Origin of the sequence: Sphingobacterium sp. 40-24 (assembly GCF_001899705.1) — a bacterium.
Lineage (GTDB): Bacteria > Bacteroidota > Bacteroidia > Sphingobacteriales > Sphingobacteriaceae > Sphingobacterium > Sphingobacterium multivorum.
Map to the genome: position 1 here is coordinate 126,745 of NZ_MKWH01000034.1, position 24,862 is coordinate 151,606.

Consider the following 24,862-nt stretch of genomic DNA (forward strand, 5'->3'; position numbering starts at 1 on the left):
GCAATTTTGATCATTGATTCTTTTTACAATAAAGGTAATCCCCGAAAAACGAACAGAACCATTCTTAATTTTAACCGATTAAAAGACGATGATTACAAGTCCGTGTCTCCCGTAGATTTAATATCCAAATAGACCACTGAATAAAAAAAGGCAGTAGATATAACCAACAAGCAATAGATTAATACCTATTTGCGGATATTTCTTTTGCGTAAATAACCATAGGATCTCAATAAAGGCATAAACAGACAAGGGTGCCGCAAGACTGACTGTCATAAAATAGAGTAAATATCCTGCCCCCAAACCATCATTTTGTTGCTTAAGAATCAAATATGGGACAAGAAGTAGCAGGAAGGCGATACAAACCACAGAAAACCGGATAAAAAAATGTCGTCTCAATTTTCTATCTCCTTTAAGAGGTTTGTACACAAACATAATTGATCCTGATATATAGACAGTTAACAGCACATAACCGATATAGTGATGCGCGCTCTCCAAACCATTCCAATCTTGGTTAGCATATGCAAGACCAACAATTAGAAATAAAACAATAAATAAGACTACTTTAATATAATTCATCTAAAAACACAGGCTACTTGCCCTACTAGAGTAATTGAACGCTATAAATTTTAATATCGTATGGAACGCAAGTGAATTACAACACTTTGCTCCTTTTCGATAGCTCCCAAAATTGAAATTAGATGATCAACTTCCGAGAGGATAGCTAAACGCAATTTTCATTGGAGAGAAGCACGCTATTGACCTAATATTTATGTAAATTGCTAAAGTATATAGAACAAAATAGCTATGGATTCTTCACTATTGGATGAAAACTATTGGGATGAACGTTATAAGACCCAATCGAAAGGCTGGGATATTGGCTACGCATCCCCTGCAATCATCAACTATGCAGCGGGGTCTATTGCTAAAGATGCGGCAATTTTAATTCCCGGTTGTGGAAATGCTTACGAGGCGAAGGCTCTCCTTGCCATGGGGTTTAGTCAAATTACCTTACTTGATATCGCCCCAACACTCGTTGCAAAGGTAAAAAGGGAATTCGAAAATAACCCTAACATCCAAATTCTATGTCAAGATTTCTTCCAGCACCAGGGCCAGTACGACTATATAATTGAGCAAACCTTTTTTTGTGCACTGGATCCTTCATTACGCCCCAGCTATGTACAACAAATGCATACTTTGCTCAAGCCTCAGGGTATACTGATGGGTTTATTGTTCAAACGGGAATTTGCGCAGCAAGGCCCACCTTTCGGTGGAGATCAAACAGAATACCAACAATTATTCAAATCTAAATTTGACATTTTACACCTGGCAGATTCCACCAATAGTATTCCCCAAAGACAGGGAAATGAACTGTTTTTTGAGCTGCGCAAAAAATTGTCTACTTGTCCGGCATGACCCGATAAGTGGGATCTTCGACGATATTGACCTTCACAATGTCTGCTGCATCTTTTAGCAGTGAGCGACAATCCTCACTGAGATGCCACAATTCGATCTTTTTCCCTTGTGCGGCATAGCGTTCGGTAATTTTGTTAAGCGCATCCACAGCGGACATATCCACCACACGACTCTCCTTAAAATCTAAAATCACACGGTCAGGATCTTCCAAAACATCAAATTTATCCAAAAAATTAGCTGTCGAACCAAAGAAAAGCGGTCCATAAATTTCATAATGCTTGATGCCCTCGGCATCCAAATATTTTCTTGCCCGAATGCGCTTTGCATTGTCCCAGGCAAATACAAGTGCGGATACCACGACACCAATAAGCACCGCCAGTGCTAAATTATGTAAAACCACCGTAATCGCTGCGACAAGAATACCAACGAAAATATCTGATTTGGGAAATTTATTGACAATACGCAAGCTCACCCATTGGAAGGTACCTATTGCCACCATCATCATCACACCGACCAGCGCTGCCATTGGTATCTGTTCAATGAAAGGAGCACCTACCAAAATAATCACTAAGATGGTCATGGCTCCAATAAAAGAAGAGAGCCTCGTGCGTGCACCAGCATTTAAATTGACCAGTGTTTGAGCAACCATAGCACATCCACCCATTCCTCCAAAAAATCCATTGATTGCATTGGCTACCCCTTGTGCCATGGATTCGCGGTTTGCATTTCCTTTGCTCGCGGTTATTTCGTCCACCATATTTAGTGTCAAAAGCGATTCCACCAACCCTACTCCGGCCATCACCAACGAATACGGAAAAATCAGTTGCAATGTTTCCCAGCTCAGGGGTACATTGGGTAAATGTAAATGGGGTAATGTCCCACTGACAGAGGCTATATCTACTACTTTTTTGGTATCAATTCCTAAAAGAGAAACCAAGCCAAACACAACGAGAATAGCGACTAAAGAGGCCGGGACTGCCTTTGTGATTCGAGGAAATCCAATCACGATCAACATCGTCAGTAGAGTCAGTCCGCCCATGATGTATAAGGTACTTCCCGACATCCACTCCACCCCCGATCCTGTATTCTCTTTAAATTGGACCACTTGCGCCATAAAAATAATGATGGCCAGTCCGTTTAAAAAACCGTACATCACAGGCTGCGGAATTAAGCGTACAAATTTCCCCCATTTAAAAAGTCCGACCAAAAATTGTAGAAGCCCCGCCAAGACGACAGCGGCAAAAAGATAATCAATACCGTGACTTGCCGCCAGGGCCATTAAAACAACCACTGTTGCACCAGCACCTCCAGAGACCATCCCTGGCCTGCCTCCCAAAACGGAAGTAATCAAACCCATTAAAAATGCTGCGTAAAGTCCCGTTAAAGGCGGTAATCCAGCTAAAATAGCAAACGAAAGTGATTCCGGAATCATCGTCATCGCGACCGTTAATCCTGCAAACAACTCATTCTTAAGATTGATCGATTTTATATTGAATATTTCAAAGGTATTGTTCATTTCTAAATTACTTGAACAGGATAATTGATGCAAAGGTACTAATCGCACAAACACTTTTATCCTATATTTGTTATTCTTTACAAATTTTATCGCAAAACAGTATGTTCATTTCGATCAAACAACGCATTAACCAACGTCACTATAGTCTCTTTATATTTATCTTTTGGGTGCTTGTCCAGCTCGGGAATATAGGACCAAGTAAGGCAGCACTCCTTCCAGCAAGAGACTCTTTAATGAATTCAGACAGCCTATTTCGAGCGACATCAGTCGAAAAAAATCACTTGTTCCACCGCGAGCAGCCAAAACCATGGAACAATCATCGTATCAATGTAAAACAAACAGACAGTCTATTTGATTACCAAAAAAAGAACTTCTTAAGGGCGGGAATTGAGTGGTTCTCCATCCAGGCTATTCCTGCCTCGGTTAATTACTTCATTCGAAAAGATCCTGTTTCCCATATTTCCTTTAAAAACTTCTTTAGCCATTTAAAACTGTCTGCCTGGACCTGGGACGACAATCTTTTTGCAACAAATCAAATGGCGCACCCTTATCACGGTCAGTTTTATTTCAATTCGTTCCGATCCAACAACTATAGTTTTCTACAATCAACAGCTGCAACCGTAGCTGGTAGCTATATCTGGGAAACTGCAGGTGAAACCGAACCCCCATCCATCAATGATATCATCAACACAAGCTTTGGGGGTACTATTTTAGGTGAAATGACCCATAGACTATCGCATCATATTCTTTCACGCCCAAGCCTAACTAAAGGACAACGTAATAAAAAAGAACTACTGGCCATGCTGATCAATCCGATAAACGGACTCAACCGACTGCTTGATGGGCGCTGGGGAGATAAGGTCAAGGGAGCTGTTATCGACAGTTCTTTAGTGCACACCGAAGTTGAATTGGGGCTAAGACGGTTTGATGCCAAAGAACATGACATCTTAAATAAAGGAAAGAATGACGTATATGCACGTATCAAACTGATTTACACCAACAATGATATAGACAAAAAGAAACCCTTTGATGACTTCTTCCTCAATTTGGAACTCGGATCAGATGATAGTTCCATTGTCAATGCGGTCAATGTCTATGCTTCGCTATATGGAAACCGTATTCTCTCTAATTTAACAGGACGCCACCGTGGTATCGTGTCTGCACATTTTGACTTTCTGCGCAATGAAGCTTTTTATTACGGATCCCAGAGCATCAATTACAATGTCTTTTCAAACTTCAATATTGGTAGCCGTACCAAGCTGACAACCATTCTTGGTGGTGGTCCGGTGGTATTGGCCGCTGTACCCGATCCCTACCTCCATTTTGGTGAAAGCCGCACATACGATTACGGACCCGGAGCTGATGTTAGGGCTTCGGCTACATTGAGCACATTAAACCGCTTTAAATTTGGTGTAGATTATCGTGGTGGATATTTTGTCACAATCAGTGGTAACAAATCCCACCATTTTCTTCATACGGCATCCACGAGTGCTTCAATGCGTATCTGGAAGAACTTTGGCGTCAACCTTTACTCTGGTTACTTTAGATTGGAAGGTCGTTATCAAGACCATAACAACGTCAACAAAGACTATCCTTTTGTCCGGATAGCCCTAGCCTACAACTCTGAATATTAGCTATAAAAAAAAGGCTTAACGCATTTGGTTAAGCCTTTCTCATCAATTTGTCCAATACTTCTTTAACGCTTCCTTTAAACGCGGGTCGTACCCGTATATATCCGGATAAGTAACAATTTTACCTTCGTCATCCAACCAAGTTGTATAATACGTGATATAAACTGGCATCTGCCGTTTTAGTGTTACCCAGCGAGACTTTGAAATGGAATCTGTCGTAATTTCTTTCGCAATTTTTTCGGCCTGTTTTTCATTATTGACAAGATAAGAAGCCAAATCCACAGGTTTTTCTACACGCACACAACCATGGCTGACCGCCCGGTTGCTTTGCCCAAACATTTGTTTTGCCGGCGTATCATGTAGATAAATAGAATAGGGATTCTCGAACAGGAACTTTACATTCCCCAATGAATTATCCGAACCGGGATTCTGTTTGAAACGAAAATTCTCCACAGAATCCGAATTCCAATTGACAGTTGTAGGATCCACTTGTTTACCTTTGTAATAAGCCACCATATTGCGCGACGCCAAATAGTTTGGATTATTCCGAACACTTGCCAATAATTCTTTCTTAACAATACTGCTTGGAATATTCCATACCGGATTAACTTGCATGGCATCCAACATCCCCTGCATCACAGGCGTCTCATGGTTCTCACCTTTCCGCGTATATGCCGGATTGTCTGTTTCACCCACACACACATTCATCAGTTGGCTTGTCTTCCCATCTTCCATGATATGTAAACGCTGTTCAGGTATGTTCACAAATACATATTTCTCCGGAAAAGCATCCCCCATCCAGCGCAATTTTTCCAATACCATTAACACCTGGCTTCGTTGTGCACTGTTTAGATTCCCATTTTCCAACAAATCTTGAAATCTAGTATAATATTGATTTTTAGGCTGTATATCGGCCAAGACGTTTCCGATTTTCACGCTGTCCAACAAGTTGACAACTTTGCCATAGCTCATACGTTTTTGAGGAACGAAATACCTTCCATAAAGGCGTTTGGGATTAACCACACCATATTTGATACTGCTGATATAAGCCACGAGTCCATCAGTGCTCAATAAGTCAAGCTTCGCCAATAAAGGATAAACTTCGGCAACATCTTTGCCCTTCAGTTTTCGAAGCGAAAACAACGTTTCCTTAATCGCAGCCGTATGGAAATAACTGGTCCGAATACCATGCTCTTCGCTTCGCTCGAAGTAAGTAATCATAGTATCGATACTACCATCAAAGAGATGTTCGGCAATTAAAGTCATCCCTTCAGTAGAATCCGATAATTCCTTCATCCAGCTCGGATTAACCAATTGGGATTTTTCCTTAGCATACACGTCACGGAAGACTTTTACGTAAGCAGCTGTGTCAAAATCCTTATAGGACTTATTTTCAAACTCCTTCGCCAGCACATCGCCATAAGTTGGAGGGTTATCTTTACAAGAAAAAAATACTACTGAAATAAATGAAATAAAAACTAAAAATCGTAACATATTACAAATCGTGAAAAAGAAATGGCTTCGCAATAATGAAGCCATTTTCTGGGGACAAAGATAAATAATTCTTATGGTCTAAAGAATCTTACCTGTCATTGAATCACTACAGAATCAATCACTGTATTTTTTCAGAAAATCTTCCAGCAATTCCACCATATCGGTATTGCCCAAAAAAGCTGCTGATCGTTGGTGCAAAGTTTTTGGCTCAATAGCTAGTATACGCTGAGATCCATTCGAAGCTTTACCTCCGGCCTGCTCGATAATAAAAGCGATTGGATTGCACTCATACATCAATCTCAGTTTCCCATTAGGGTGTGCAGAAGTCGTTGGATAAAGAAAGATGCCCCCTTTGAGGAGATTACGGTGAATATCGGCGACCATTGAGCCGATATACCGTGACGCATAGGGGCGTTTCGTTGCACTGTCTTCCATTTGGCAATATTTGATATATTGCTTGACGCCGTTTGGAAATTTGGAATAATTTCCCTCGTTAATTGAATAAATTTGGCCCGACGCCGGAATTTTCATATCGGGATGGGATAAACAAAACTCGCCGATCGATGGATCCAATGTGAATCCGTTTACGCCCTTTCCGGTTGTATACACCAACATGGTTGAACTACCATAGATCACATAACCTGCAGCGACCTGTTTCGTTCCATGTTGTAAAATATCATTGCTATTACAAGAAACACCCGTATCAGAAATTCGTCGATAAATGGAAAAAATAGTCCCCACAGATACGTTGACATCAATATTACTTGAGCCATCCAGCGGGTCAATACACACAATATATTTGGCATTTTTGGAAACCCCTGATTGGATGTAAACTGGATTTTCATGCTCCTCTGAGGCAACTACACAGCATTCGCCCCCACTTTGAAGTGCTTTGATAAACTGTTCATCAGCGTAAACATCCAGTTTCTTTTGTCCCTCGCCCTGCACATTGACCTGGCCTGCATCGCCTAAAATATCAACCAATCCCGCTTTATTTACCTCTCTATTTACAATTTTTGCCGCAATTCCAATATCGCGCAAGAGTCTAGAAAGCTCCCCTTTAGCATATGGAAAATCGGCCTGTTTTTCAATGATAAATTGACCTAGTGTAGTTATACCACTCATAATATTGTTTTATTGGATATTTGTTGCACAAAGCTAAAAAAGTTAAACAAACTTTAGCAAACACATGCTGCTCATATTTAGCATTTTAGCAGACCAAATACGCAATCGATTGCGCTAAGTTTTGAAAACTCTTCTTTGCTAAAACGATTATTAGCTATTAAAAAGATAATAAAAGGTGGAAAGCAGTGGATAAATTTCAAAGAGCGACGATTAGAAAAAAAAACAATAAATGCTAAGTATTTGGTAATTTTGGCTAAATATTCTGATACAATGCAACAACTTATACAGCTCATCGAAAAGGAAAAATTGGGAAGCCAATTGGTAAAACAGCACACGTTGATCATAGATGATAAACAGGTCGTTCACGGCGCCCTATTCATGGTCAAGACCACAAAAAAAACATTTAAATTAATGATCCCGGCGCCTTTTCATGAAGCATTGCTGAAAGAGCAGGTCAGCATCAATACATTGATCAAACATCCCCAAGTGATGCTATTAGCTTAATCAACGAGATATTCCAACCCCCATAGCTATCCCCAAAGCAAACAAAACATCGCTCGATTGTGTTTATCATAGCGTGATTTCGATGTTTTTCACATCACATTCCGTCTCCCGAAGACTATAAAGCTGGCTCGACCTAGAAAATGGGGCAAATTGAAAGCATATTATCAACGGGAAATTTTACAAAAAAACCCGGTAAAAGTGTAAAAATCAACTCGATATAACTTTTAACTTTAGGCAACAAAGACAACGCTATGCAACACCGCTATACACTTTCAGGAATGTCCTGTGATGGATGTAAAACAACAATCGAACATGCATTGAACGAGTTACCTGGGGTTCATGCCGAGGTGACTTTAAACCCGCCAAGCATCACAATAACATCCCAGAAACACATTCCGTTACAGCAATTACAGGAAATAATATCCAAATTGGGGCCATATCAAATCGGCGAAGCACATCAGCATACTTCCGAGGTTCCCTCCGATCAATCCATGGAAGTTCCGCCTATCCATAGCAAACAGCAACACAATCATTCCGCTCAGTCAAATGCGACAATGCATCAGTCACAAACATTAGCTACACCCGACAAAGCACATCATAGTACGTCTGCAGATAAATACTATTGTCCCATGCATTGCGAAGGCGAAAAGCTTTATGACTCACCAGGAAACTGCCCCGTATGCGGCATGAACCTGGAAAAAGTCCCCATGTTAAAGACAGACCTTCAATATACTTGCCCAATGCATCCTGAGATTGTACAAGACCATCCCGGAAATTGCCCCATATGTGGTATGGACCTTGTGCCTATAGCCAATGGTAATAGTGCGGACGACGATCATACCTATCGTAATCTTCGTATGAAATTATGGGTCTCCATCCTATTTACTGTGCCCATATTTATACTTTCCATGGGTGAAATGCTTCCGGGCAACCCGATCGGTAAAATCATTCCGCCCAGCTGGTCGGGATGGATACAATTGGTTTTATCTTTACCGGTTGTTTTTTACACCTGTTGGTCTTTTTTTCAACGTGGCTGGGTATCTTTCAAAACCTGGCGCCTTAATATGTTTAGCCTGATTGCACTTGGTGCTGGAGCTGCGTTTGTCTATAGTTTGGTAGGTCTATTTTTTCCGCAGATCTTTCCTGATGAATTAAAAAATCACCATGGCTACATTGCGCTTTACTTCGAGTCCGTTACCGTCATTCTAACACTGGTATTGTTAGGCCAGGTGATGGAGGCTAAAGCACATTCCAAAACCAATTCAGCGATCAAAGAACTGATCAAGCTGAGTCCTTCCGAAGCTACGCGCGTGGAAAATGGAATCGATAAAAAAATAGGCATAGATCAAATTCAACTTGGTGATATACTCAAAGTAAAACCCGGTGATAAAATTCCAGTCGACGGACAAATTACGGATGGCAACAGCAGCATCGATGAATCCATGCTGACGGGTGAACCTATTCCGGTAGAAAAGCAGGAAGGCGATCATGTCAGTTCAGGAACCATCAATGGCGACCGCAGTTTCCTCATGAAAGCAGAGCGTATTGGTTCGGACACACTCTTGGCTCAGATTATTCAACTTGTTAATGATGCCAGCAGAAGCAAGGCACCCATTCAACGGTTAACAGATAAAGTATCCGAGGTATTTGTTCCGATTGTCATTATCATTGCAATTTTGACATTTCTTACCTGGTGGCTCTGGGTTCCTTCTGCTTCCTTAGCGTTCGGCTTTGCCAATGCACTTGCCGTACTAATTGTTGCCTGCCCCTGTGCCTTGGGGCTCGCGACACCGATGTCCGTCATGGTTGGTGTCGGCAAAGGAGCCAAACATGGCATCCTGATCAAAGATGCAAGTGCACTGGAAAAAATGAACCAGGTCGATGTGGTACTAACAGACAAAACAGGTACCATCACCGAAGGAAAACCCACCGTCGATGATATTCAACCAAACTCCTCCAGTAGCAAAGACGAAATATTGTCTTTGGCTGCCGCTTTAAATGCCAATAGCACACATCCTTTAGGTCATGCTATTATTGAAAGAGCAAAAAAAGAAAACAGTAAAACAGAAAATAAAGTTTCCGATTTCGAAAACGTAGCGGGACAAGGAATCAAAGGAAACATAAACGGAAACAGTATAGCACTTGGCAATCAATTGTTGATGGAGTCTATCGGTATAGCAGTTCCACACGATATGAAGCAGATGGCTGAAACCGCTCAGTCCAATGGAAAAACGGTGTCTTTCCTCGCAAAAGATCAAACCTTATTGGGCTATTTTAGTATTTCAGATCAAATCAAGGCTTCATCGAAGCAGGCAATTCAATACCTCCAAAAACATCAAGTCGATGTAGTCATGCTGACTGGAGATAATGTCCATACGGCAAAGGCTGTGGCGGATCAAGTCGGCATTAAGCATTTCAAAGCCAATGCCTTGCCCAAAGATAAGTTGCAAGAGATTCATACATTACAGCAACAAGGTCATGTGGTCGCGATGGCCGGTGATGGTATCAATGATGCCCCTGCCCTTGCTCAAGCCGATATCGGCATTGCCATGGGTACGGGTACTGACGTTGCCATACAAAGTGCTTCTTTGACTTTGTTGAAAGGAGACCTGACCGGAATTGCCAAAGCAAAAGTACTGAGTCATAAATTGCTTCGTAACATTAAGGAAAACCTGGGTTTTGCTTTCGTCTATAATATACTCGGAATTCCTTTGGCAGCCGGCCTGCTATATCCATCTTTCGGAATTCTCTTGTCACCCATGATAGCAGCTGCCGCAATGAGTTTTAGTTCCGTTTCGGTTATTTTGAATTCTTTGCGCTTAAATCGTGCAAAGATCGATATCGATTAAAAACAGATATTCCCTATATTCGCTGCTACAATAACGACATATAGCTTACAGTAACATGCGTAATATCTTTTTAATCTTAATTACGGTTATCATCACAGTTGTCTGTGTCAAGAATCCGCAATCGGTGCAGCTCAATTTTCTCGGGGAATCACAAGTGGCACTATGGAAGCTACTATTGGCCTTTTTTATTGCCGGAATTGTGTTTGTATCGCTGCTAAAAACCGGAAAAAAGAAACAGCAGGTACACGAACAGGAGGAAATAGACGAATCGGAAGAAGAAAACGATCACAAAAAACCTCAATTATCGGATGAAGATCGAGAATTCCTCTCCTAAAAGAAAAAATAAACCACTAAAAATGAAGCCCTAAACAGCTGTAGCGCATTTTTATGGCACAAATACTTGCGTGGAATAGGGATTAATCCTATCTTTGCATCACTTCAAACAAGGAACGGTAGTTCAAAAACAAAGAAGTAAGATTCCGTAGCTCAGCTGGTAGAGCAATACACTTTTAATGTATGGGTCCTGGGTTCGAATCCCAGCGGGATCACAAAAGAAAAGCTAATCGCAAGATTAGCTTTTTTTGTTTTAAAGCTATTAGGATTCGAAAGAAAGGTCGGCCGGATTCAATCCTTTCGAGGCTCAGCAATATTAAAAATCACTATTTCCATTGATTTTTTTACAGAGCTAATTTAATAGCTTTGTTAGGCACATTAAATAGCAAAACGGATGAAAAATTTTATTTTACTTCTTTTAACCTTTTTATGTATTCCTGCTCATGCCCAAGATAAATTAGCCTCAACAGATTTGGCGTATCCTGATTTAATTCCGACACTCATGCAGAACAGCTTATATGGCTACTCTGACAAATCGCTAAACATTAAGATAAAAGCGCTTTTTGAAAAGGCAGAATTATTCGAGGCTGATTACAATTTCCAACTTTTCCATGTGAATAATGCCGAGATCATTAAATATGGAACAGCAGACTATGCCTGGGTTCTATTCAATGGTGAGCGATACCGCATCGATAAAAAGGGTACACGAGTATATAAATACAATCCAACCGATTTTAAAACAGGTGAAACAACCATTTATCTGTATAAAAATTCAACTGTTTATTATAGCGACAACATAGATCAAAACACACTCTTTCAACACATCAGAGACAACCGGAACGGAAAACAACTATTTCCGGACGAGCAATCCATTCAGGAATTTCGAACAAAAAACAAGGAGTTGATTGAAGAAGGTGTTAAATTGGTTTTTCAGCCCAAACGAAAAGAAATACACTACATAGATTTTACCAGTGAACACACTTTACTGAAGGGAATAAAAAATAGCGAAACCAATCAGATCGTTGTTAAAGCAAAGTATGCGAATATCGAGGAACTTTATAATAATCCACTACGTGAACAGCAGTATCCGCTATTTATTGGCTATCGCGGTGACCTCGATAGGGAAATCTATGTCGGCTTAAATGGAACAGAGTATTACATCAAAGACTAGTGTAAAAATCATTAATTTCCAAGTTACAGTCCGTAAAGACACTATTGCAGCTGTCATTTCACTAACTTTGTTAATAAGACAGACCAGCATGTACAAAAACAATTGCCCCAGATGATAGAAAAACTACTCTTCGAAATGAATACTTATGCTGCGCTCAGTGCAGAAACAACAGACATTTTGAAAACTATCTTTCAGGTGAAGCAGTTCAAAAAAAATGAACATATTCTACGTGCTGGAGAATATGCCAAGTACTATTATTTTATCTGCAAAGGATTATTAGGCTATTATAAATTAGACGCTGATGGTAATACCATCTATAAAATGTTTTTTGAAGAAAATAGCTTTTGTGCTTCCACCGCCGCCATCATCACAGAAACACCGAGCGCGTTCAACATCGTTGCACTCGAAGATGTTGAGTTGATTCAGTATTCTGCCAAGGCTTTCCGTGAGCTTGTCCGGACAAAGCATGATTTAGCACTCTTTCAGATAGCCTACCTGGAAAAGAATTGGGTGGTCAAAAAAGAACCACTTGAAATCGATTTGAAATGGGAATCTGCGAAGGAACGTTACCTTGAACTTCATCAGAATCAAGTGCTTTTCAAACGCCTCAAACAGCATCATATCGCCTCCTATCTTGGTGTAACTCCCACGCAATTAAGCCGCATCCGTAAGGAATTAAAAGAATAATTCCATCAACATCTGTATACGTTTTTAAAGATTATACTCTTGAATTTTGCCTTATAAAGATAAAATTTTAAGCTATGAAAACAGTATACACCCTCCTATTTTCTGCCCTTAGCCTACCACTGGCGGCACAAAAAGTCGTTAAGACAAAAATCCATAGTGCCAAAATGGACAAAAACATTGAAACCATTATAATTACACCCGACATGCAAGACGGGATCAATTATAAAACAGTTTATATACTCCACGGTTATAGCGGCAACCCCACCCGCACAGTGCAAGAAGATATTCCCGACTTAATCCAAAAAGCAAAAACATTTCAGACTATTTATGTGCTCCCAAATGGCAACTTCAATTCTTGGTACGTAGATAGCCCCATCGATCCACATTCACAGTACAGCACCTTTATCGGAAATGAGCTAGTCAATTACATCGATCATCACTACCCGACGCAACAAAACCGAAATGCGCGCGGAATACTGGGCTGGAGTATGGGTGGCTACGGAGCATTGCACATCGGCATAGCCTACCCACAAACATTTTCGATCGTCGGAAGTTCATGCGGCGCACTTGATTTCGACCGCTTTGGACAAGCCTACCAGCAATATCAGGTAGACAAGGTATTGGGCGATTTCAAAAATCTGAACGATGTAGACCGCATCTACAGCAACGAAGATAAAATGAAGCACAATAAACAACGCTATATCCTCGATTGTGGAACGGAAGACCTGCAAATGCTGGAAATGAACCGGACATTCCACAAGCATCTGACCAACAAAAACATCGAGCATCTTTACATCGAATCAAAAGGCGGACACGATACTGCTTATTGGAGCAAATCACTATCACAACAGTTGGCTTTATTTCAAAACTACTTTCAACATGAAGGACTATAAATCGACACTCTATGTTGCTGCAGGCGCTTGCAGCTATGGACTCCTCGCAACGATCGTGAAATATGCAAACCATTTAGGGATACACACAAGTCTGTTGACCTTTCTGCAGTTTATGTTTGGTTTTCTCTTTTTGCTGGCCTTTAATCTGTTTTCAAAGCGTAGTGCAAAAGAACATAACGTTATCAAATTTTCATCAAAAATAAAACTGATGGTATGGGGCATTTCATTGGGCCTAACAACTACACTTTACTATCTCTCCATCCAATATATCTCGGTATCTGTTGGAATTATTTTACTGATGCAATCCATTTGGATAAGTTTGGTTGCAGAAGCAGTGCTGTTGAAAAAGTTTCCTTCAAAAGGCAAGATAACAGGAGTTATTATCGTTTTGCTCGGAACGACCTTAGCAACCAATCTATTCCAAAACAATAATAACCTTGATTACAGAGGAATAATACTGGGTTTCGGAGCGGGAATAAGTTATGCGCTGGCAATTTATGCTTCAAGCACAGTGGAGAAAGAGCTGCCGAGTTCGGTACGAAGCCAATTCTTGGTTTTAGGCGGACTGCTGCTCATCGTCGCATTTTGGAACATGGATATTATTCGGTATATGCAAGTTAATGCAATCCCCTGGGGATTACTGATTGCCATTTTTGGAACGATCCTACCGCCTTTATTGTTTACAAAGGGAATCCCGAAAACTGGAATAGCGATGGGAAATATTATTTCAAGTCTGGAAATCCCCGTTTCAACCTTATCTGCCATGTTGGTTCTGCAGGAAGTTGTTTCAGGATTCCAATGGTTGGGCATACTCCTGATTTTAATGGCTGTCATCATAATTAATGTTGGTAAGTCGTAGTAGCCAGCCAATGACTAAATCTATTATATTGCCATAAGATCAGCCCCCAAACCGGAACTATGGTTGCAGCCATGTGGAGCATTTCAAATATATTAGAGGCTCCACCAGTTTGGATCAGAAAGGATGAAAACAATAGACTAATAGCAGCGGGCAATAAAACAAAGGATAGTGCCCGTGCAAGCCTACTGCTTCTGAATTGCTTATTTAAATTTAGAAAAATAGATATCGTACCAATCGCAATACAGAGTGTCACGAATGAAAGCAACAATTCTGTAAAAAAGGGCATGTAGCAACGTGCTCTTTTTGCCGCCTCATTATTTGCCTGAAGTATGGCTGTAAGGACAAAGGTCGTCGACACACTAAACCCTATAATTCGCAGAAAAATAAAACTTAGCTTTCTTTTCATCGGCACAATATTTTAAAATAAACAAAACCGCGAATAGGCCTGAACTTCTGGTCCCCTCCTATTTTCCCTTAATAAATTTCGACCAGGCCCCTTCCGAGCGCCTCAATTTCAAAACCGAATTCAAGGCTGACTTCTCACATAGCATAACTGCTAAACCCGCGTAACCTTTAAACGACAAGAATCTTTTTAAAGATGCAAATTAATCCTTGAAAGATAAATGCCAAAGCACTATTGGACGTGGTCCTGACGATATTTGACGGATGGACCTTAATATTTGTCGGCATGCTACACCTGAATATTTTTTCATTTTTTTACTAAGGTTTATCCTTCCTGTTACGTATCTATCTAAAATTATACACCATGAGATTGACTGATGATATCAAACAACTAATCATAAAGTACATCGGCGACAACTTAACGTCGGATGAAAAGACCGATTTAAAGCTATGGTTGGACGAATCAGCAGAACACCGTATTTTTTTTGAAGACCTTTTAGATCGCGATGATTTTATCAACGATTTAAATCAATGGAGCCTACTCCAGGCCTCAGATACGATGGATTGGAACGAAAGGTTAAAGACAAAGACCCTAGAGACCATTCGAACCTCCGCCATTAAACCATCTCCTATAAGAAACCTAAAGCGTTTGCTACCCTACGCTGCAGCTTTAATAAGCCTAATTTTAGGTGGTCTGATGTATTTCATAGTGGTAAAAAAACAGGCTACACCGATCAGCGATCGAATGGTCTTAAATGATGTAGAAGCACAGAACAACAACGCTGAAATACGACTTTCGAATGGCAAAGTACTCCAGGTATCGAGTCAGAAAGGAGCCCTTGTTTCAGGAGATAAATTGACCTACGAAGACGGTACTGTTCTACAAAACGAATCTTTAAGAGAAGATCTGATGGCCACAGTTAATACCCCCGCCGGCACAATGCTGAAACTCCAATTGGAAGATGGCTCGGAAATTACACTCAATGCGAAAACAACACTCAAATACCCGCTTCATTTTGCAAAAAACAAACGTGTTGTTGAAGTTGACGGTGAAGCCTATTTCAAAATTGCAAAAAATAAAAAGGTTCCATTTCAGGTCGTTTCCAATGGACAGCTCATCGAAGTCACCGGTACCGAATTCAACGTAAACACCTATTCGAAATCCCAAAGTAGTACCACGCTTGTGGAGGGAAGCATCAATCTATCGGCGCAAGGGCAAACGTTACAGCTCAGACCCAACCAACAAGCGCTCTTAGCTTCGGGTCAACTATCCAAAAAAGTGGTCGATCCCGCTAACTACATCGCATGGCTCGACAATAAATTCTATTTTAATGAAACGGACCTTCATACTGCCCTACAATTGATCGGTCAATGGTATGACCTGCAAATCATCTACACGCAACCGATAAAAGAAACACTATTATATGGCGAAATTCAACGTACGAAAAGTCTATCGGCAGTCCTAAAAATTTTGGAACGCAGCCATATTAAATTTGAATTGATCCAAGAAAATGGCATCCGTAAACTCTTTGTTTCAAACTAACCAATTATCCATGAAATAACCCAAAAACAACAATTATGAGAAAACCAACCTAAGGAGACAAAACGAGATACTAAAAAAAGCCGACCAATGCTACGAACATTAATCGGCCATAATAGCGATCTCCATTTTTGACCGATTTACCCAATCAGTTTAACAATAGATTATATCCCTAATTCAACAAATTTATGAATTTTAAATTTCTTGTTCATAGAAATCGAATTGCTGTGAACATCCCCAAGCAATGGAAGACCAAAATGAAGCTGAGCGCATTTTTTACTCTTGCATGTGTTGTTAAGCTGTCTGCAGCCAGCTACGCACAATCAATCACGATTAACGCCAAAAAAATGTCATTGGTGCAGGTACTACGTACCATCCAAAAACAGAGTGGCGTCCCCTTTCTATTGAATGGTAAAGAACTTGCTGAACTAAAAATTGAGGCGCAGGTTCGCAATATGCCTTTAGAAAAAGCTGTACCGATCCTCTTAAAAGGCCAACCTGTGGATTGGAGTTTTCAGGATAATATGCTTGTCGTAACGAAGTTAAAAACAAACCACCTAACGTATGACCTTCCAAGCAATTACGTCTTAGTGCAACAAAACCGCACCATCAAGGGAAATGTTCACGATAGCAAAGGAACCGCGCTCCAAGGTGCAACAATTATGATAAAAGGTTCGACAAAAGCAACTACTACAGATGCAAGTGGTAACTTTCAGATTGAAGCAAATAATAACGCCGTACTTGTCATTAAAATGATCGGCTACCAAACCAAGGAAATCCCGTTGGCCAACCAGCCCTACCTCAATATTGAACTTAGCCAGCATATCGACGCATTGGAGGAAGTCGTCGTCGTAGGCTACGGTACGACAAAAAAGAAAGAACTAATCGGTTCGGTTTCCCAAGTTGATGGGAAACAACTCGCCAAACGCTCCGTTCCCCAGCTTGCTCAGGCCCTCACTGGTCAAATGCCGGGCGTGACCGTCATACAGCGATCTGGCCAACCCGGGGCAGCAAACAATACGATACAGATTCGTGGTGTGGGATCATTCGGCGCCAGTACCGACGCACTTATTTTAGTTGATGGTATCCCCACCAATTCCTTTAATGATATTGATCCAAATGATGTTGCCTCGATATCGGTATTGAAAGACGCCTCCTCAGCAGCCATATATGGAGCTAGAGCCGCAAACGGCGTTATTCTGGTAACAACAAAAACAGGCGCAGCTGGCGGAAAATTAACGGTCAATTACAATGGTTATTATGGGATCCAAAAGCCAACAGCATTCCCCGAATTTGTCAACTCTTGGGAGTACGCTTCCTTACTCAACGAAACCACAAGTGGTGGCGGTGGTTATACGGCCGAAGAAATCCAAAAATTTAAGGATGGCTCAGATCCTGAAAATTATCCCAATGCCAATTATATGGCAAGCTCATTTAAGTCGCAAGCAACACAAACAGGCCACAATTTAAATATATCCAATACCACAGATAAAATACAATACACCTTATCTGCTGGTTTTTTGAATCAAAAAGGTATTGTCATCAAAAACAATTTTGACAAATACAATGTCCGCCTCAATCTCATATCAAACCTCAATGACAAGCTCAAATTAACGACGCGGGTAGCAGCAATTCAGACCGAAACAGACGAACCGGCAGCACCGGCAACGCTCGACTTCTCCCGCATGACGGATATCATTTCTCAGGTGATTCGCTATCCCGCCATATACCCTATTCGGTTGAGCAACGGTGACTGGGGCGCAGGAAATAACCTGAAAGGGACACCCGTATCTTTCCTGGAGAGCGAATCCTTCTACAAAGAAAAAGTATCCAATATCTCGGGAAACGCAAAGCTCGATTGGAAACCGATTTCAGATCTGACCTTATCCGCTATTGGCGGGTATACGCAGACGAATGGCCGTACAAAACTTTTCAGAGCTTCGCAACGGATCAACAATTCCATAATTCTGGGCCCCTCAAATCTGAACCAAAGTGCGCCCTACGACACTTACAAAACTTTTCAAGCTTTAGCAGACTACACGAAGACTTTCGGGTCGCATAACCTGAAAATATTAGGTGGTTATTCTTTCGAAAAAGGCTACAGCGAAGGTTTAAGCGCTTACCGCCAGAATTTTCCCAGCAATGATCTTACCGAGTTAAATGTAGGTTCACCAGATGGGCAACAGAACGCTGGGACAGCCTCAGAGTGGGCATTAGAATCATTATTTGCACGCGTACAATATAATTATGCCAAGAAATACCTTGTCGAGGGTGTTGTTCGATACGATGGGTCATCCCGTTTTCCAACCGATAAAAAATATGCGACCTTCCCTTCGATTGCAGTAGGTTGGTTGCTGAGTGAAGAATCGTTTATAAAGGACCATTATAGTTGGATCGACGAATTGAAAATCAAAGGATCTTATGGGGTACTTGGAAACCAAAATATTGTCGGTAATATACAACAGCGCGTTGTCTCTAACTACCCATACCAGGATGTTTTAAATCCGGGTTATAATTACCCTTTTGGAAATACCATTTCTCCAGGGGTCGCCAGAACAACAATTGTTGACCCTACGCTACGCTGGGAATCAACCCGAACGGCAGATGCGGGCATGGAAGTGGCTTTATTTAAAAATTTATTGACATTCAGTAGTACATATTATAACCGATATACTTACGATATTTTGGTGAGCCCAGGTTCTAGTGTTTCCAAAGTTTTGGGGTTTGAAGTAGGCGTACAGAATTCTGGAAAACTTCGAAATAGTGGCTGGGAATTCACCTTGGGACATCAAAAGAAGTTGAACGAATTTTCGTATAATGTGAATCTAAACTTCTCTACCGTCAAAAATAGAGTCGTCGATTTGGGTGTCGGCAATATCAACCAGCCAAATGGCTTAGTTGGAAATGGTTCAACCCTATTTATCGGTTACCCCATACAGGCTTACTATGGCTACCAAGCCGATGGCCTATTTATCGATGCTGCTGATATTGCAAGCTGGGCCAATCAAACCAGCATCAACCCAAAGCCACAGCCAGGCGATATCCGATACAAAGACATTAGTGGCCCCGACGGCATACCTGATGGAAAAGTAGATGCCACATATGACCGAACTGTTATCGGATCACGTATCCCCAAATACACCTACGGGATGAATATCGGGATGAGCTATAAAGGTTTTGACTTAGGAATACTTCTTCAAGGTGTAAGTGGTGTTAAAGGCTTATTGGACAATTATGCTGGATTTGCGTTGACACAAAACGGCAATATCCAACGCTGGCAAGCTGATGGCAGATGGACAGCAGCAAATCCCGACCGCAATGCGGTTTACCCAAGAATTGAACAATTGCCAAGCACAGGTACTCCCAATACACTGCTGTCAGACTACTGGCTTTTGGATGCGAGCTACTTACGCCTCAAAAATATGCAATTAGGCTATACCATTCCCAAGAACACCCTTGCAAAATGGAAATTGTCAGGCCTGCGGATCTATGCAAACGCCGAAAACCTATTTACCAAAAGCAATTATAGAAAAGGCTGGGATCCGGAAATCAATTCAAGCGGCGCCTACTACCCTATTATGCGCAATTTTACATTTGGGGTTAACCTTAGTTTTTAACCGATCGATAAAAAACCATGATACATAGCACACACAGACATATAAAATTGGCCCTATGCATTCTTCTTGCATCAAGCCTGAGCATCAGCTGCAAAAAACAGCTGGAAACCAATCCGCTTGATAAATTTGCAAACGAGACTTTTTGGACCAGTGAAACGAATGCGCAATCAGCGCTGACAGGATTATACAAAGCAGAAATCCAAATGAACTCCCTCGCCGAATTCAGCCCCACAGACTGGTGGTCCTATAACGGGCTACTTTATCTGGAGTTTGCTTCGGACAATGCCTACGATAGACGTGGTGATAATTCGGTTTTCAACAAGCTATCCGATGGAACATTAACGAGCAATAACGGCAACTTAGACAATTATTGGCAGTATACCTATAAGAAAATCGCCCGTGCAAATTATTTCCTTGAAAATATTGATAAGACGCCGATTTCAGCTGAACTACTCGCTCGTTTCAAGGCAGAAGCGCGCTTTATACGTGCCTGTCAATATTTCTACCTCTCTCAATACTGGGGTGACGCTCCCTTGGTGACCAAAACCTTAACACCCAATGAGGCAAACCAGGTATCCAAAGCAAAAAAACAGGAATTGGTTACTTTTGTTGAACGTGAATTACAGGAAGCGGCAAACGACTTACCGAGTTATGGCAAATTGACTGCCGCAGAACGGGGCCGCGCAAGCAAACAGGCAGCCCTCGCTTTCCTGGGACGCATCCAACTGGCCGAAAAAGCCTACGCCGACGCGATCAAAAGTTATGAGCAGATCATCAATGCCAATGAAAACAGCATTGATCCCAACTATTCAGGCTTATTTAATGGAACCAACGAAACGAGCAAAGAGATTATTTTTGCCACGCAGTATCTTGTTGATCTCGCTGGAAACGGTATGTTCCAACACAATTTTCCCGCAGTCGCCGGGGGTTGGCATCTCCATTGCCCGCTTGGTAGCCTTGTAGAGAGCTATGGTTTCACCGATGGAACGGCATTTTCGTACGATGATGCGCGATATAATGCGCAAGACATCAGCAAAAACCGGGATCCGCGTTTAGCCTTCACGGTGATAACAAATGGAGACCGCTTTAAAAATTTAAAATACACCTCACATCCAGATTCCACATTGTCTATTGATCAATTGACAACAACAAAACAGGCAACACGCACGGGCTACGGATTGCGCAAGTTCAACGACGAAGGCTTTAGTGGAAACTTACAAAACTCTGGAGCCGATGTTCCTATTATACGCTACGCCGAAGTCCTCCTGAGTTACCTTGAAGCCAAACTCGAAAATGGTGATCCTATTACCAGCGACCTACTGGACAAAACTATCAACGCTGTCAGAAAAAGAAGCAGCGTTAATATGCCAGCCATCACCGTCCAAAGCAGTAGCGCACTGCGTTCGACCTTACGTAACGAAAGACGTGTCGAACTTGCACTGGAAGGACTCCGTTATTGGGATTTATTACGTTGGGGTATCGCAAAAGATGTACTAAAGGGCGATTTCTATGGGGCACCATTCCCAGGTGCGAAAAATCTCCGCATAAAAGCAGGTGGAAACAAAGATCCTTATAGCCGATGGTACGTAACCAGTAAGGCCTTCCGAGCTGGCCAAGATGAACATTGGCCAATTCCACAGAATGAAATTAATATCAATCCAAATTTAAAATAGTACCTTGGGTATCGTCAATTGTCAAACGATACCCTTTAAACAAAATTCAACGTATATGAAGAAGCCACTATCTCTAGCGTTATTACTCTCCGCGAGCCTTTTTGTTACGCTACCCACCGTTAGTTTTGCCCAAAAGGCAAGTAAACCGAATGTCATCTATATTTATGCGGATGATCTTGGTTTCGGTGATTTAAGTAGCTATGGTGCCAAACAAATCGAGACACCCAACCTGGATAAGCTCGCCCGGAACGGCGTCCGATTTACCAATGCACATAGTACATCGGCAACTTGCACCCCTTCCCGTTTTGCATTGATGACCGGGACGTATCCATGGCGCCAGGAAGGGACAGGCATTCTGCCAGGCGATGCCAAGCTAATCGTTCCTACGGATAAAATTACATTACCCAAAGTATTTAAACATGCCGGCTATGCTACTGCCATTGTTGGCAAATGGCATATGGGACTCGGAAATCAGGTCCAAAAAGACTGGAATGCCCCCATTAAACCCGGGCCTAATGATGTAGGTTTTGACTATTCATTCATTTTTCCTGCAACAGCAGATCGCGTCCCAACAGTGTTTCTTGAAAATGATCAAGTTGTGGCCGCTGAAGCCAATGATCCAATTCTGGTGGACTATGAAAAGAAAATTGGGAACGACCCTACGGGCAAAGAACACCCCGAACTGCTCAAAATGCATTCTTCACCGGGTCAGGGCCACAATCAGACTATCGTCAACGGTATCGGAAGAATCGGCTACATGAGCGGCGGAACACGTGCCAGGTGGGTGGATGAAGAAGTTTCCACAACATTTCTCCACAAAGCCCAGGACTTTATTTCCCAACATCAAAACAAACCGTTCTTTCTCTATTTCTGCTTGACAGAACCACATGTCCCACGTATGCCCGCAACACAATTTAAAGGGAAAAGCAAACTCGGCTACCGCGGCGATGCTATTCTGCAATTGGATTGGACCGTCGGACAAATTCAACAGCAGTTGCAGCTCTTGGGACTTGACAAAAACACGATTATAATTTTCAGTAGCGACAACGGGCCCGTTCTCGACGACGGCTATATGGATGGAGCTGTGGCCCAACAAAATGGCCATCTACCCGCAGGCCCACTACGCGGTGGCAAATATAGCATCTTCGAAGGCGGAACGCGCGTGCCCTTTATCGTGAGCGGCAAAGGTGTTGCACAGGGGAAAGTTTCCAATGCTTTGATCAGCCAAATAGATCTGTTGGCAACAAGTGCCCAATTATTGGATGTTCCACTAAAAGCAGATGAAGCAAAAGACAGCGCCCCACTCTTGAAAACCTTAACCGGTCAAGATAATAAGGGACGTAGCAGTATGGTACAGCATGCGCAGACACTGGCTATCGTAAAGGACGAATGGAAATATATTGCACCCAGCAAAGGTGCCCCCTACATGAAACTAACCGATACTGAAACAGGAAGTCTTCCGGAAGATCAGTTATACGATCTCAAAAATGATATCGGCGAAAAGAATAATGTGGCTTCAAAATATCCAGAAAAGGTCGCTGAACTCAAGCAGTTATTGGAAGGAGAACGTAAAAAATGAAAATAAAAGCTGGACTCGCCCTCATCCTCCTCGGATGGGGGACTCTTTTTGCACAACAAAAGAAAAAGCAACAAAAATTGCCCAATATTATATTTTTTTATGCGGACGATTTAGGTTATGCCGAAACGGAGCCCTATGGACAGCGATTGATCAAAACACCACATATCCAACAGCTGGCACGTGAAGGTCTACGTTTTATAAACCACTATACAAGTACGCCTGTCTGTGCCCCCGCCCGCTGCATGTTGTTGACGGGCAAGCATGGTGGCCAATCCTATATTCGCGGAAATTATGAATTGGGCGGTTTTGCAGATAGTCTCGAAGCTGGCCAGATGCCACTTCCTGAAGGAACGTATACCATGGCTCACCTATTTAAAAAAGCCGGCTATCAGACCGCAGCCATTGGAAAGTGGGGACTTGGGATGAATAATTCCACCGGAAGCCCCAACAAACAGGGATTTGATTATTTTTTTGGCTACCTGGACCAAAAACAGGCCCACAATTACTACCCAACTCATCTTTGGGAAAATGAAACAAAATATCCCCTTCAAAACAAGGAAAAATTTGTACATACTCCTTTAGATTCCAGTAAGGCCACGGCAGAGGACTTCAAGCAGTTTGACGGTAAGGAATATGCACCTGAACTAATGACAGCGAAAGCGCTGGCTTTTATCGACAAAAACCGAAGTAAACCTTTTTTCTTATACCTTCCTTATACTTTGCCGCACTTATCACTACAAGTTCCCCAGGAATATGTGGATAAATATAAGGACCTCTTCCAGGACAAACCGTATTACGGACAGGACGGCTATACCGCTACCCCCTATCCAAGAGCGACCTATGCGGGTATGATCACCTATCTGGATGACCAAGTCGGTACGATTATGAAACATATCAAATCATTGGGAATAGATGACAATACCATTATTCTGTTTTCCAGTGACAACGGAACTGGTTTTAATGGGGGCATAGATTATCGCTTTTTCCGCAGTGTCGATTCGCTTAGGGGATTAAAAATGGATGTTTTTGAAGGTGGTATCAAAGTTCCGTTAATTGTCAGGTGGCCAAACCATATCAAAGCCAATGCTGAAACGGACCTTATCTCGGCCCAATATGACCTCATGGCAACCTTCGCACAGCTGGTTCAACAAAGCCCCGGACACAGCAATGGGCTCTCCCTCCTTCCAACCTGGCTGGGTCAGAAGGATCAACAGAAACATCAATACCTCTATTTCGAATATCCAGAAAAGGGCGGCCAGCTCGCCATACGCGAAGGACGTTGGAAGGCCGTCAAACTCGATCTGAAGAAAAACCCCAAAGCAAAATGGCAATTGTTTGATTTAACGACAGACCCTTGGGAAGAAAATGATTTAGCTGCACAATACCCACAAATGCTGCGACATTTTGATGAAATTGTTCAGCATGAACACCGACCTGCCCATATTCAGGAATGGGAAATTGTAGCGAATAAGATGATTAAAAAATAAATCGATTTCTTTCTTCATTTTTTTATCTTAAAAAACTTGGGTTGTCCGGATTGAATCATGACAACCCAAGTTTTTTATGTAATTTAGCA

General features: G+C 41.8%; 19 protein-coding genes and 1 tRNA gene. 15 read left to right on the forward strand and 5 right to left on the reverse strand.

Translation table 11 applies throughout. The annotated features are described in order from the left end of the window. Window positions 1-117: 117 nt before the first annotated feature. The gene (locus BGP15_RS12460) at window positions 118-576 is read right to left on the reverse strand and encodes a hypothetical protein (RefSeq protein ID WP_286769698.1); all 459 of its coding nucleotides are present in this window, start codon (window positions 574-576) and stop codon (window positions 118-120) included. 228 nt (window positions 577-804) lie between these two features. Here BGP15_RS12460 and BGP15_RS12465 point away from each other — a divergent pair, with 228 nt between their 5' ends. Continuing rightward, window positions 805-1,413, forward strand: coding sequence for a methyltransferase domain-containing protein (locus BGP15_RS12465; RefSeq protein WP_286769699.1), 609 nt, complete (start codon window positions 805-807; stop codon window positions 1,411-1,413). On the opposite strand, the gene BGP15_RS12470 is transcribed toward BGP15_RS12465, so the two are convergent. Next, window positions 1,397-2,929: a SulP family inorganic anion transporter gene (locus tag BGP15_RS12470; protein ID WP_115048082.1), complete on the reverse strand. Its 1,533-nt coding sequence runs from the start codon at window positions 2,927-2,929 to the stop codon at window positions 1,397-1,399. The two genes, BGP15_RS12465 and BGP15_RS12470, sit on opposite strands and share 17 nt — an antisense overlap. 101 nt (window positions 2,930-3,030) lie before the next feature. On the opposite strand from BGP15_RS12470, the gene BGP15_RS12475 reads away from it, so the two are divergent. Next, window positions 3,031-4,563, forward strand: a complete 1,533-nt coding sequence (locus BGP15_RS12475; RefSeq protein ID WP_053003933.1) for a DUF3943 domain-containing protein — start codon at window positions 3,031-3,033, stop codon at window positions 4,561-4,563. 42 nt (window positions 4,564-4,605) lie between these two features. Here the strand turns inward: BGP15_RS12475 and BGP15_RS12480 are convergent, their stop codons facing one another. Then, window positions 4,606-6,054, reverse strand: a complete 1,449-nt coding sequence (locus BGP15_RS12480; RefSeq protein ID WP_083295796.1) for a L,D-transpeptidase family protein — start codon at window positions 6,052-6,054, stop codon at window positions 4,606-4,608. 114 nt (window positions 6,055-6,168) lie between these two features. After that, a complete protein-coding gene (fbp, locus tag BGP15_RS12485) occupies window positions 6,169-7,179 on the reverse strand; it encodes a class 1 fructose-bisphosphatase (RefSeq protein ID WP_286754437.1) in 1,011 nt (336 codons plus the stop codon). Window positions 7,180-7,449: 270 nt separating this feature from the next. Here fbp and BGP15_RS12490 point away from each other — a divergent pair, with 270 nt between their 5' ends. The 8 genes from BGP15_RS12490 to BGP15_RS12525 all read left to right on the forward strand — a co-directional run bounded on the left by BGP15_RS12490 (window position 7,450) and on the right by BGP15_RS12525 (window position 14,475). After that, window positions 7,450-7,683: a hypothetical protein gene (locus BGP15_RS12490; RefSeq protein ID WP_046676375.1), complete on the forward strand. Its 234-nt coding sequence runs from the start codon at window positions 7,450-7,452 to the stop codon at window positions 7,681-7,683. Window positions 7,684-7,934: 251 nt separating this feature from the next. Next, window positions 7,935-10,532 carry a heavy metal translocating P-type ATPase gene (locus BGP15_RS12495; RefSeq protein ID WP_286769700.1) on the forward strand — a complete coding sequence of 866 codons (2,598 nt, stop codon included), beginning with the start codon at window positions 7,935-7,937 and terminating at the stop codon, window positions 10,530-10,532. Between the two features lie 55 nt (window positions 10,533-10,587). Continuing rightward, the gene (locus BGP15_RS12500; protein ID WP_286754434.1) at window positions 10,588-10,866 is read left to right on the forward strand and encodes a lipopolysaccharide assembly protein LapA domain-containing protein; all 279 of its coding nucleotides are present in this window, start codon (window positions 10,588-10,590) and stop codon (window positions 10,864-10,866) included. A gap of 141 nt (window positions 10,867-11,007) precedes the next feature. Then, a tRNA-Lys gene (locus BGP15_RS12505) sits at window positions 11,008-11,080 on the forward strand. Between the two features lie 179 nt (window positions 11,081-11,259). Next, window positions 11,260-12,036 (forward strand): hypothetical protein, encoded by a 777-nt coding sequence (locus BGP15_RS12510; protein ID WP_286769701.1) that lies wholly within the window; start codon window positions 11,260-11,262, stop codon window positions 12,034-12,036. Between the two features lie 111 nt (window positions 12,037-12,147). Beyond that, window positions 12,148-12,723, forward strand: coding sequence for a Crp/Fnr family transcriptional regulator (locus BGP15_RS12515; RefSeq protein WP_286769702.1), 576 nt, complete (start codon window positions 12,148-12,150; stop codon window positions 12,721-12,723). A gap of 74 nt (window positions 12,724-12,797) precedes the next feature. Beyond that, window positions 12,798-13,616, forward strand: coding sequence for an alpha/beta hydrolase (locus BGP15_RS12520; RefSeq protein ID WP_286769703.1), 819 nt, complete (start codon window positions 12,798-12,800; stop codon window positions 13,614-13,616). After that, a complete protein-coding gene (locus BGP15_RS12525; protein WP_286769704.1) occupies window positions 13,603-14,475 on the forward strand; it encodes an EamA family transporter in 873 nt (290 codons plus the stop codon). Before BGP15_RS12520 ends, BGP15_RS12525 begins: the two co-directional genes overlap by 14 nt. On the opposite strand, the gene BGP15_RS12530 is transcribed toward BGP15_RS12525, so the two are convergent. Beyond that, window positions 14,456-14,881, reverse strand: a complete 426-nt coding sequence (locus BGP15_RS12530; RefSeq protein ID WP_146753040.1) for a hypothetical protein — start codon at window positions 14,879-14,881, stop codon at window positions 14,456-14,458. The genes BGP15_RS12525 and BGP15_RS12530 overlap by 20 nt on opposite strands. 360 nt (window positions 14,882-15,241) lie before the next feature. Here BGP15_RS12530 and BGP15_RS12535 point away from each other — a divergent pair, with 360 nt between their 5' ends. The 5 genes from BGP15_RS12535 (at window position 15,242) to BGP15_RS12555 (ending at window position 24,773) form a co-directional block, all read left to right on the forward strand. Beyond that, the gene (locus tag BGP15_RS12535; RefSeq protein ID WP_286769705.1) at window positions 15,242-16,420 is read left to right on the forward strand and encodes a FecR family protein; all 1,179 of its coding nucleotides are present in this window, start codon (window positions 15,242-15,244) and stop codon (window positions 16,418-16,420) included. A 185-nt stretch (window positions 16,421-16,605) separates the two neighbouring features. Beyond that, entirely contained in the window at window positions 16,606-20,034 is a 3,429-nt protein-coding gene (locus BGP15_RS12540; RefSeq protein WP_286769706.1) for a SusC/RagA family TonB-linked outer membrane protein, read from the forward strand. A gap of 17 nt (window positions 20,035-20,051) precedes the next feature. Next, window positions 20,052-21,707 (forward strand): RagB/SusD family nutrient uptake outer membrane protein, encoded by a 1,656-nt coding sequence (locus BGP15_RS12545; protein ID WP_112374474.1) that lies wholly within the window; start codon window positions 20,052-20,054, stop codon window positions 21,705-21,707. A gap of 55 nt (window positions 21,708-21,762) precedes the next feature. After that, window positions 21,763-23,286, forward strand: a complete 1,524-nt coding sequence (locus tag BGP15_RS12550) for a sulfatase family protein (protein ID WP_112374473.1) — start codon at window positions 21,763-21,765, stop codon at window positions 23,284-23,286. Next, a complete protein-coding gene (locus BGP15_RS12555) occupies window positions 23,283-24,773 on the forward strand; it encodes an arylsulfatase (protein ID WP_286769707.1) in 1,491 nt (496 codons plus the stop codon). Before BGP15_RS12550 ends, BGP15_RS12555 begins: the two co-directional genes overlap by 4 nt. Window positions 24,774-24,862 lie beyond the last annotated feature (89 nt).

What these genes read in the sequence shown, in the direction of transcription:
- BGP15_RS12460 (WP_286769698.1), bottom strand. Translation starts at nt 576, where the DNA reads ATGAATTATATTAAAGTAGTCTTATTTATTGTTTTATTTCTAATTGTT.
- BGP15_RS12465 (WP_286769699.1), top strand. Translation starts at nt 805, where the DNA reads ATGGATTCTTCACTATTGGATGAAAACTATTGGGATGAACGTTATAAG.
- BGP15_RS12470 (WP_115048082.1), bottom strand. Translation starts at nt 2,929, where the DNA reads ATGAACAATACCTTTGAAATATTCAATATAAAATCGATCAATCTTAAG.
- BGP15_RS12475 (WP_053003933.1), top strand. Translation starts at nt 3,031, where the DNA reads ATGTTCATTTCGATCAAACAACGCATTAACCAACGTCACTATAGTCTC.
- BGP15_RS12480 (WP_083295796.1), bottom strand. Translation starts at nt 6,054, where the DNA reads ATGTTACGATTTTTAGTTTTTATTTCATTTATTTCAGTAGTATTTTTT.
- fbp (WP_286754437.1), bottom strand. Translation starts at nt 7,179, where the DNA reads ATGAGTGGTATAACTACACTAGGTCAATTTATCATTGAAAAACAGGCC.
- BGP15_RS12490 (WP_046676375.1), top strand. Translation starts at nt 7,450, where the DNA reads ATGCAACAACTTATACAGCTCATCGAAAAGGAAAAATTGGGAAGCCAA.
- BGP15_RS12495 (WP_286769700.1), top strand. Translation starts at nt 7,935, where the DNA reads ATGCAACACCGCTATACACTTTCAGGAATGTCCTGTGATGGATGTAAA.
- BGP15_RS12500 (WP_286754434.1), top strand. Translation starts at nt 10,588, where the DNA reads ATGCGTAATATCTTTTTAATCTTAATTACGGTTATCATCACAGTTGTC.
- BGP15_RS12510 (WP_286769701.1), top strand. Translation starts at nt 11,260, where the DNA reads ATGAAAAATTTTATTTTACTTCTTTTAACCTTTTTATGTATTCCTGCT.
- BGP15_RS12515 (WP_286769702.1), top strand. Translation starts at nt 12,148, where the DNA reads ATGATAGAAAAACTACTCTTCGAAATGAATACTTATGCTGCGCTCAGT.
- BGP15_RS12520 (WP_286769703.1), top strand. Translation starts at nt 12,798, where the DNA reads ATGAAAACAGTATACACCCTCCTATTTTCTGCCCTTAGCCTACCACTG.
- BGP15_RS12525 (WP_286769704.1), top strand. Translation starts at nt 13,603, where the DNA reads ATGAAGGACTATAAATCGACACTCTATGTTGCTGCAGGCGCTTGCAGC.
- BGP15_RS12530 (WP_146753040.1), bottom strand. Translation starts at nt 14,881, where the DNA reads ATGAAAAGAAAGCTAAGTTTTATTTTTCTGCGAATTATAGGGTTTAGT.
- BGP15_RS12535 (WP_286769705.1), top strand. Translation starts at nt 15,242, where the DNA reads ATGAGATTGACTGATGATATCAAACAACTAATCATAAAGTACATCGGC.
- BGP15_RS12540 (WP_286769706.1), top strand. Translation starts at nt 16,606, where the DNA reads ATGAATTTTAAATTTCTTGTTCATAGAAATCGAATTGCTGTGAACATC.
- BGP15_RS12545 (WP_112374474.1), top strand. Translation starts at nt 20,052, where the DNA reads ATGATACATAGCACACACAGACATATAAAATTGGCCCTATGCATTCTT.
- BGP15_RS12550 (WP_112374473.1), top strand. Translation starts at nt 21,763, where the DNA reads ATGAAGAAGCCACTATCTCTAGCGTTATTACTCTCCGCGAGCCTTTTT.
- BGP15_RS12555 (WP_286769707.1), top strand. Translation starts at nt 23,283, where the DNA reads ATGAAAATAAAAGCTGGACTCGCCCTCATCCTCCTCGGATGGGGGACT.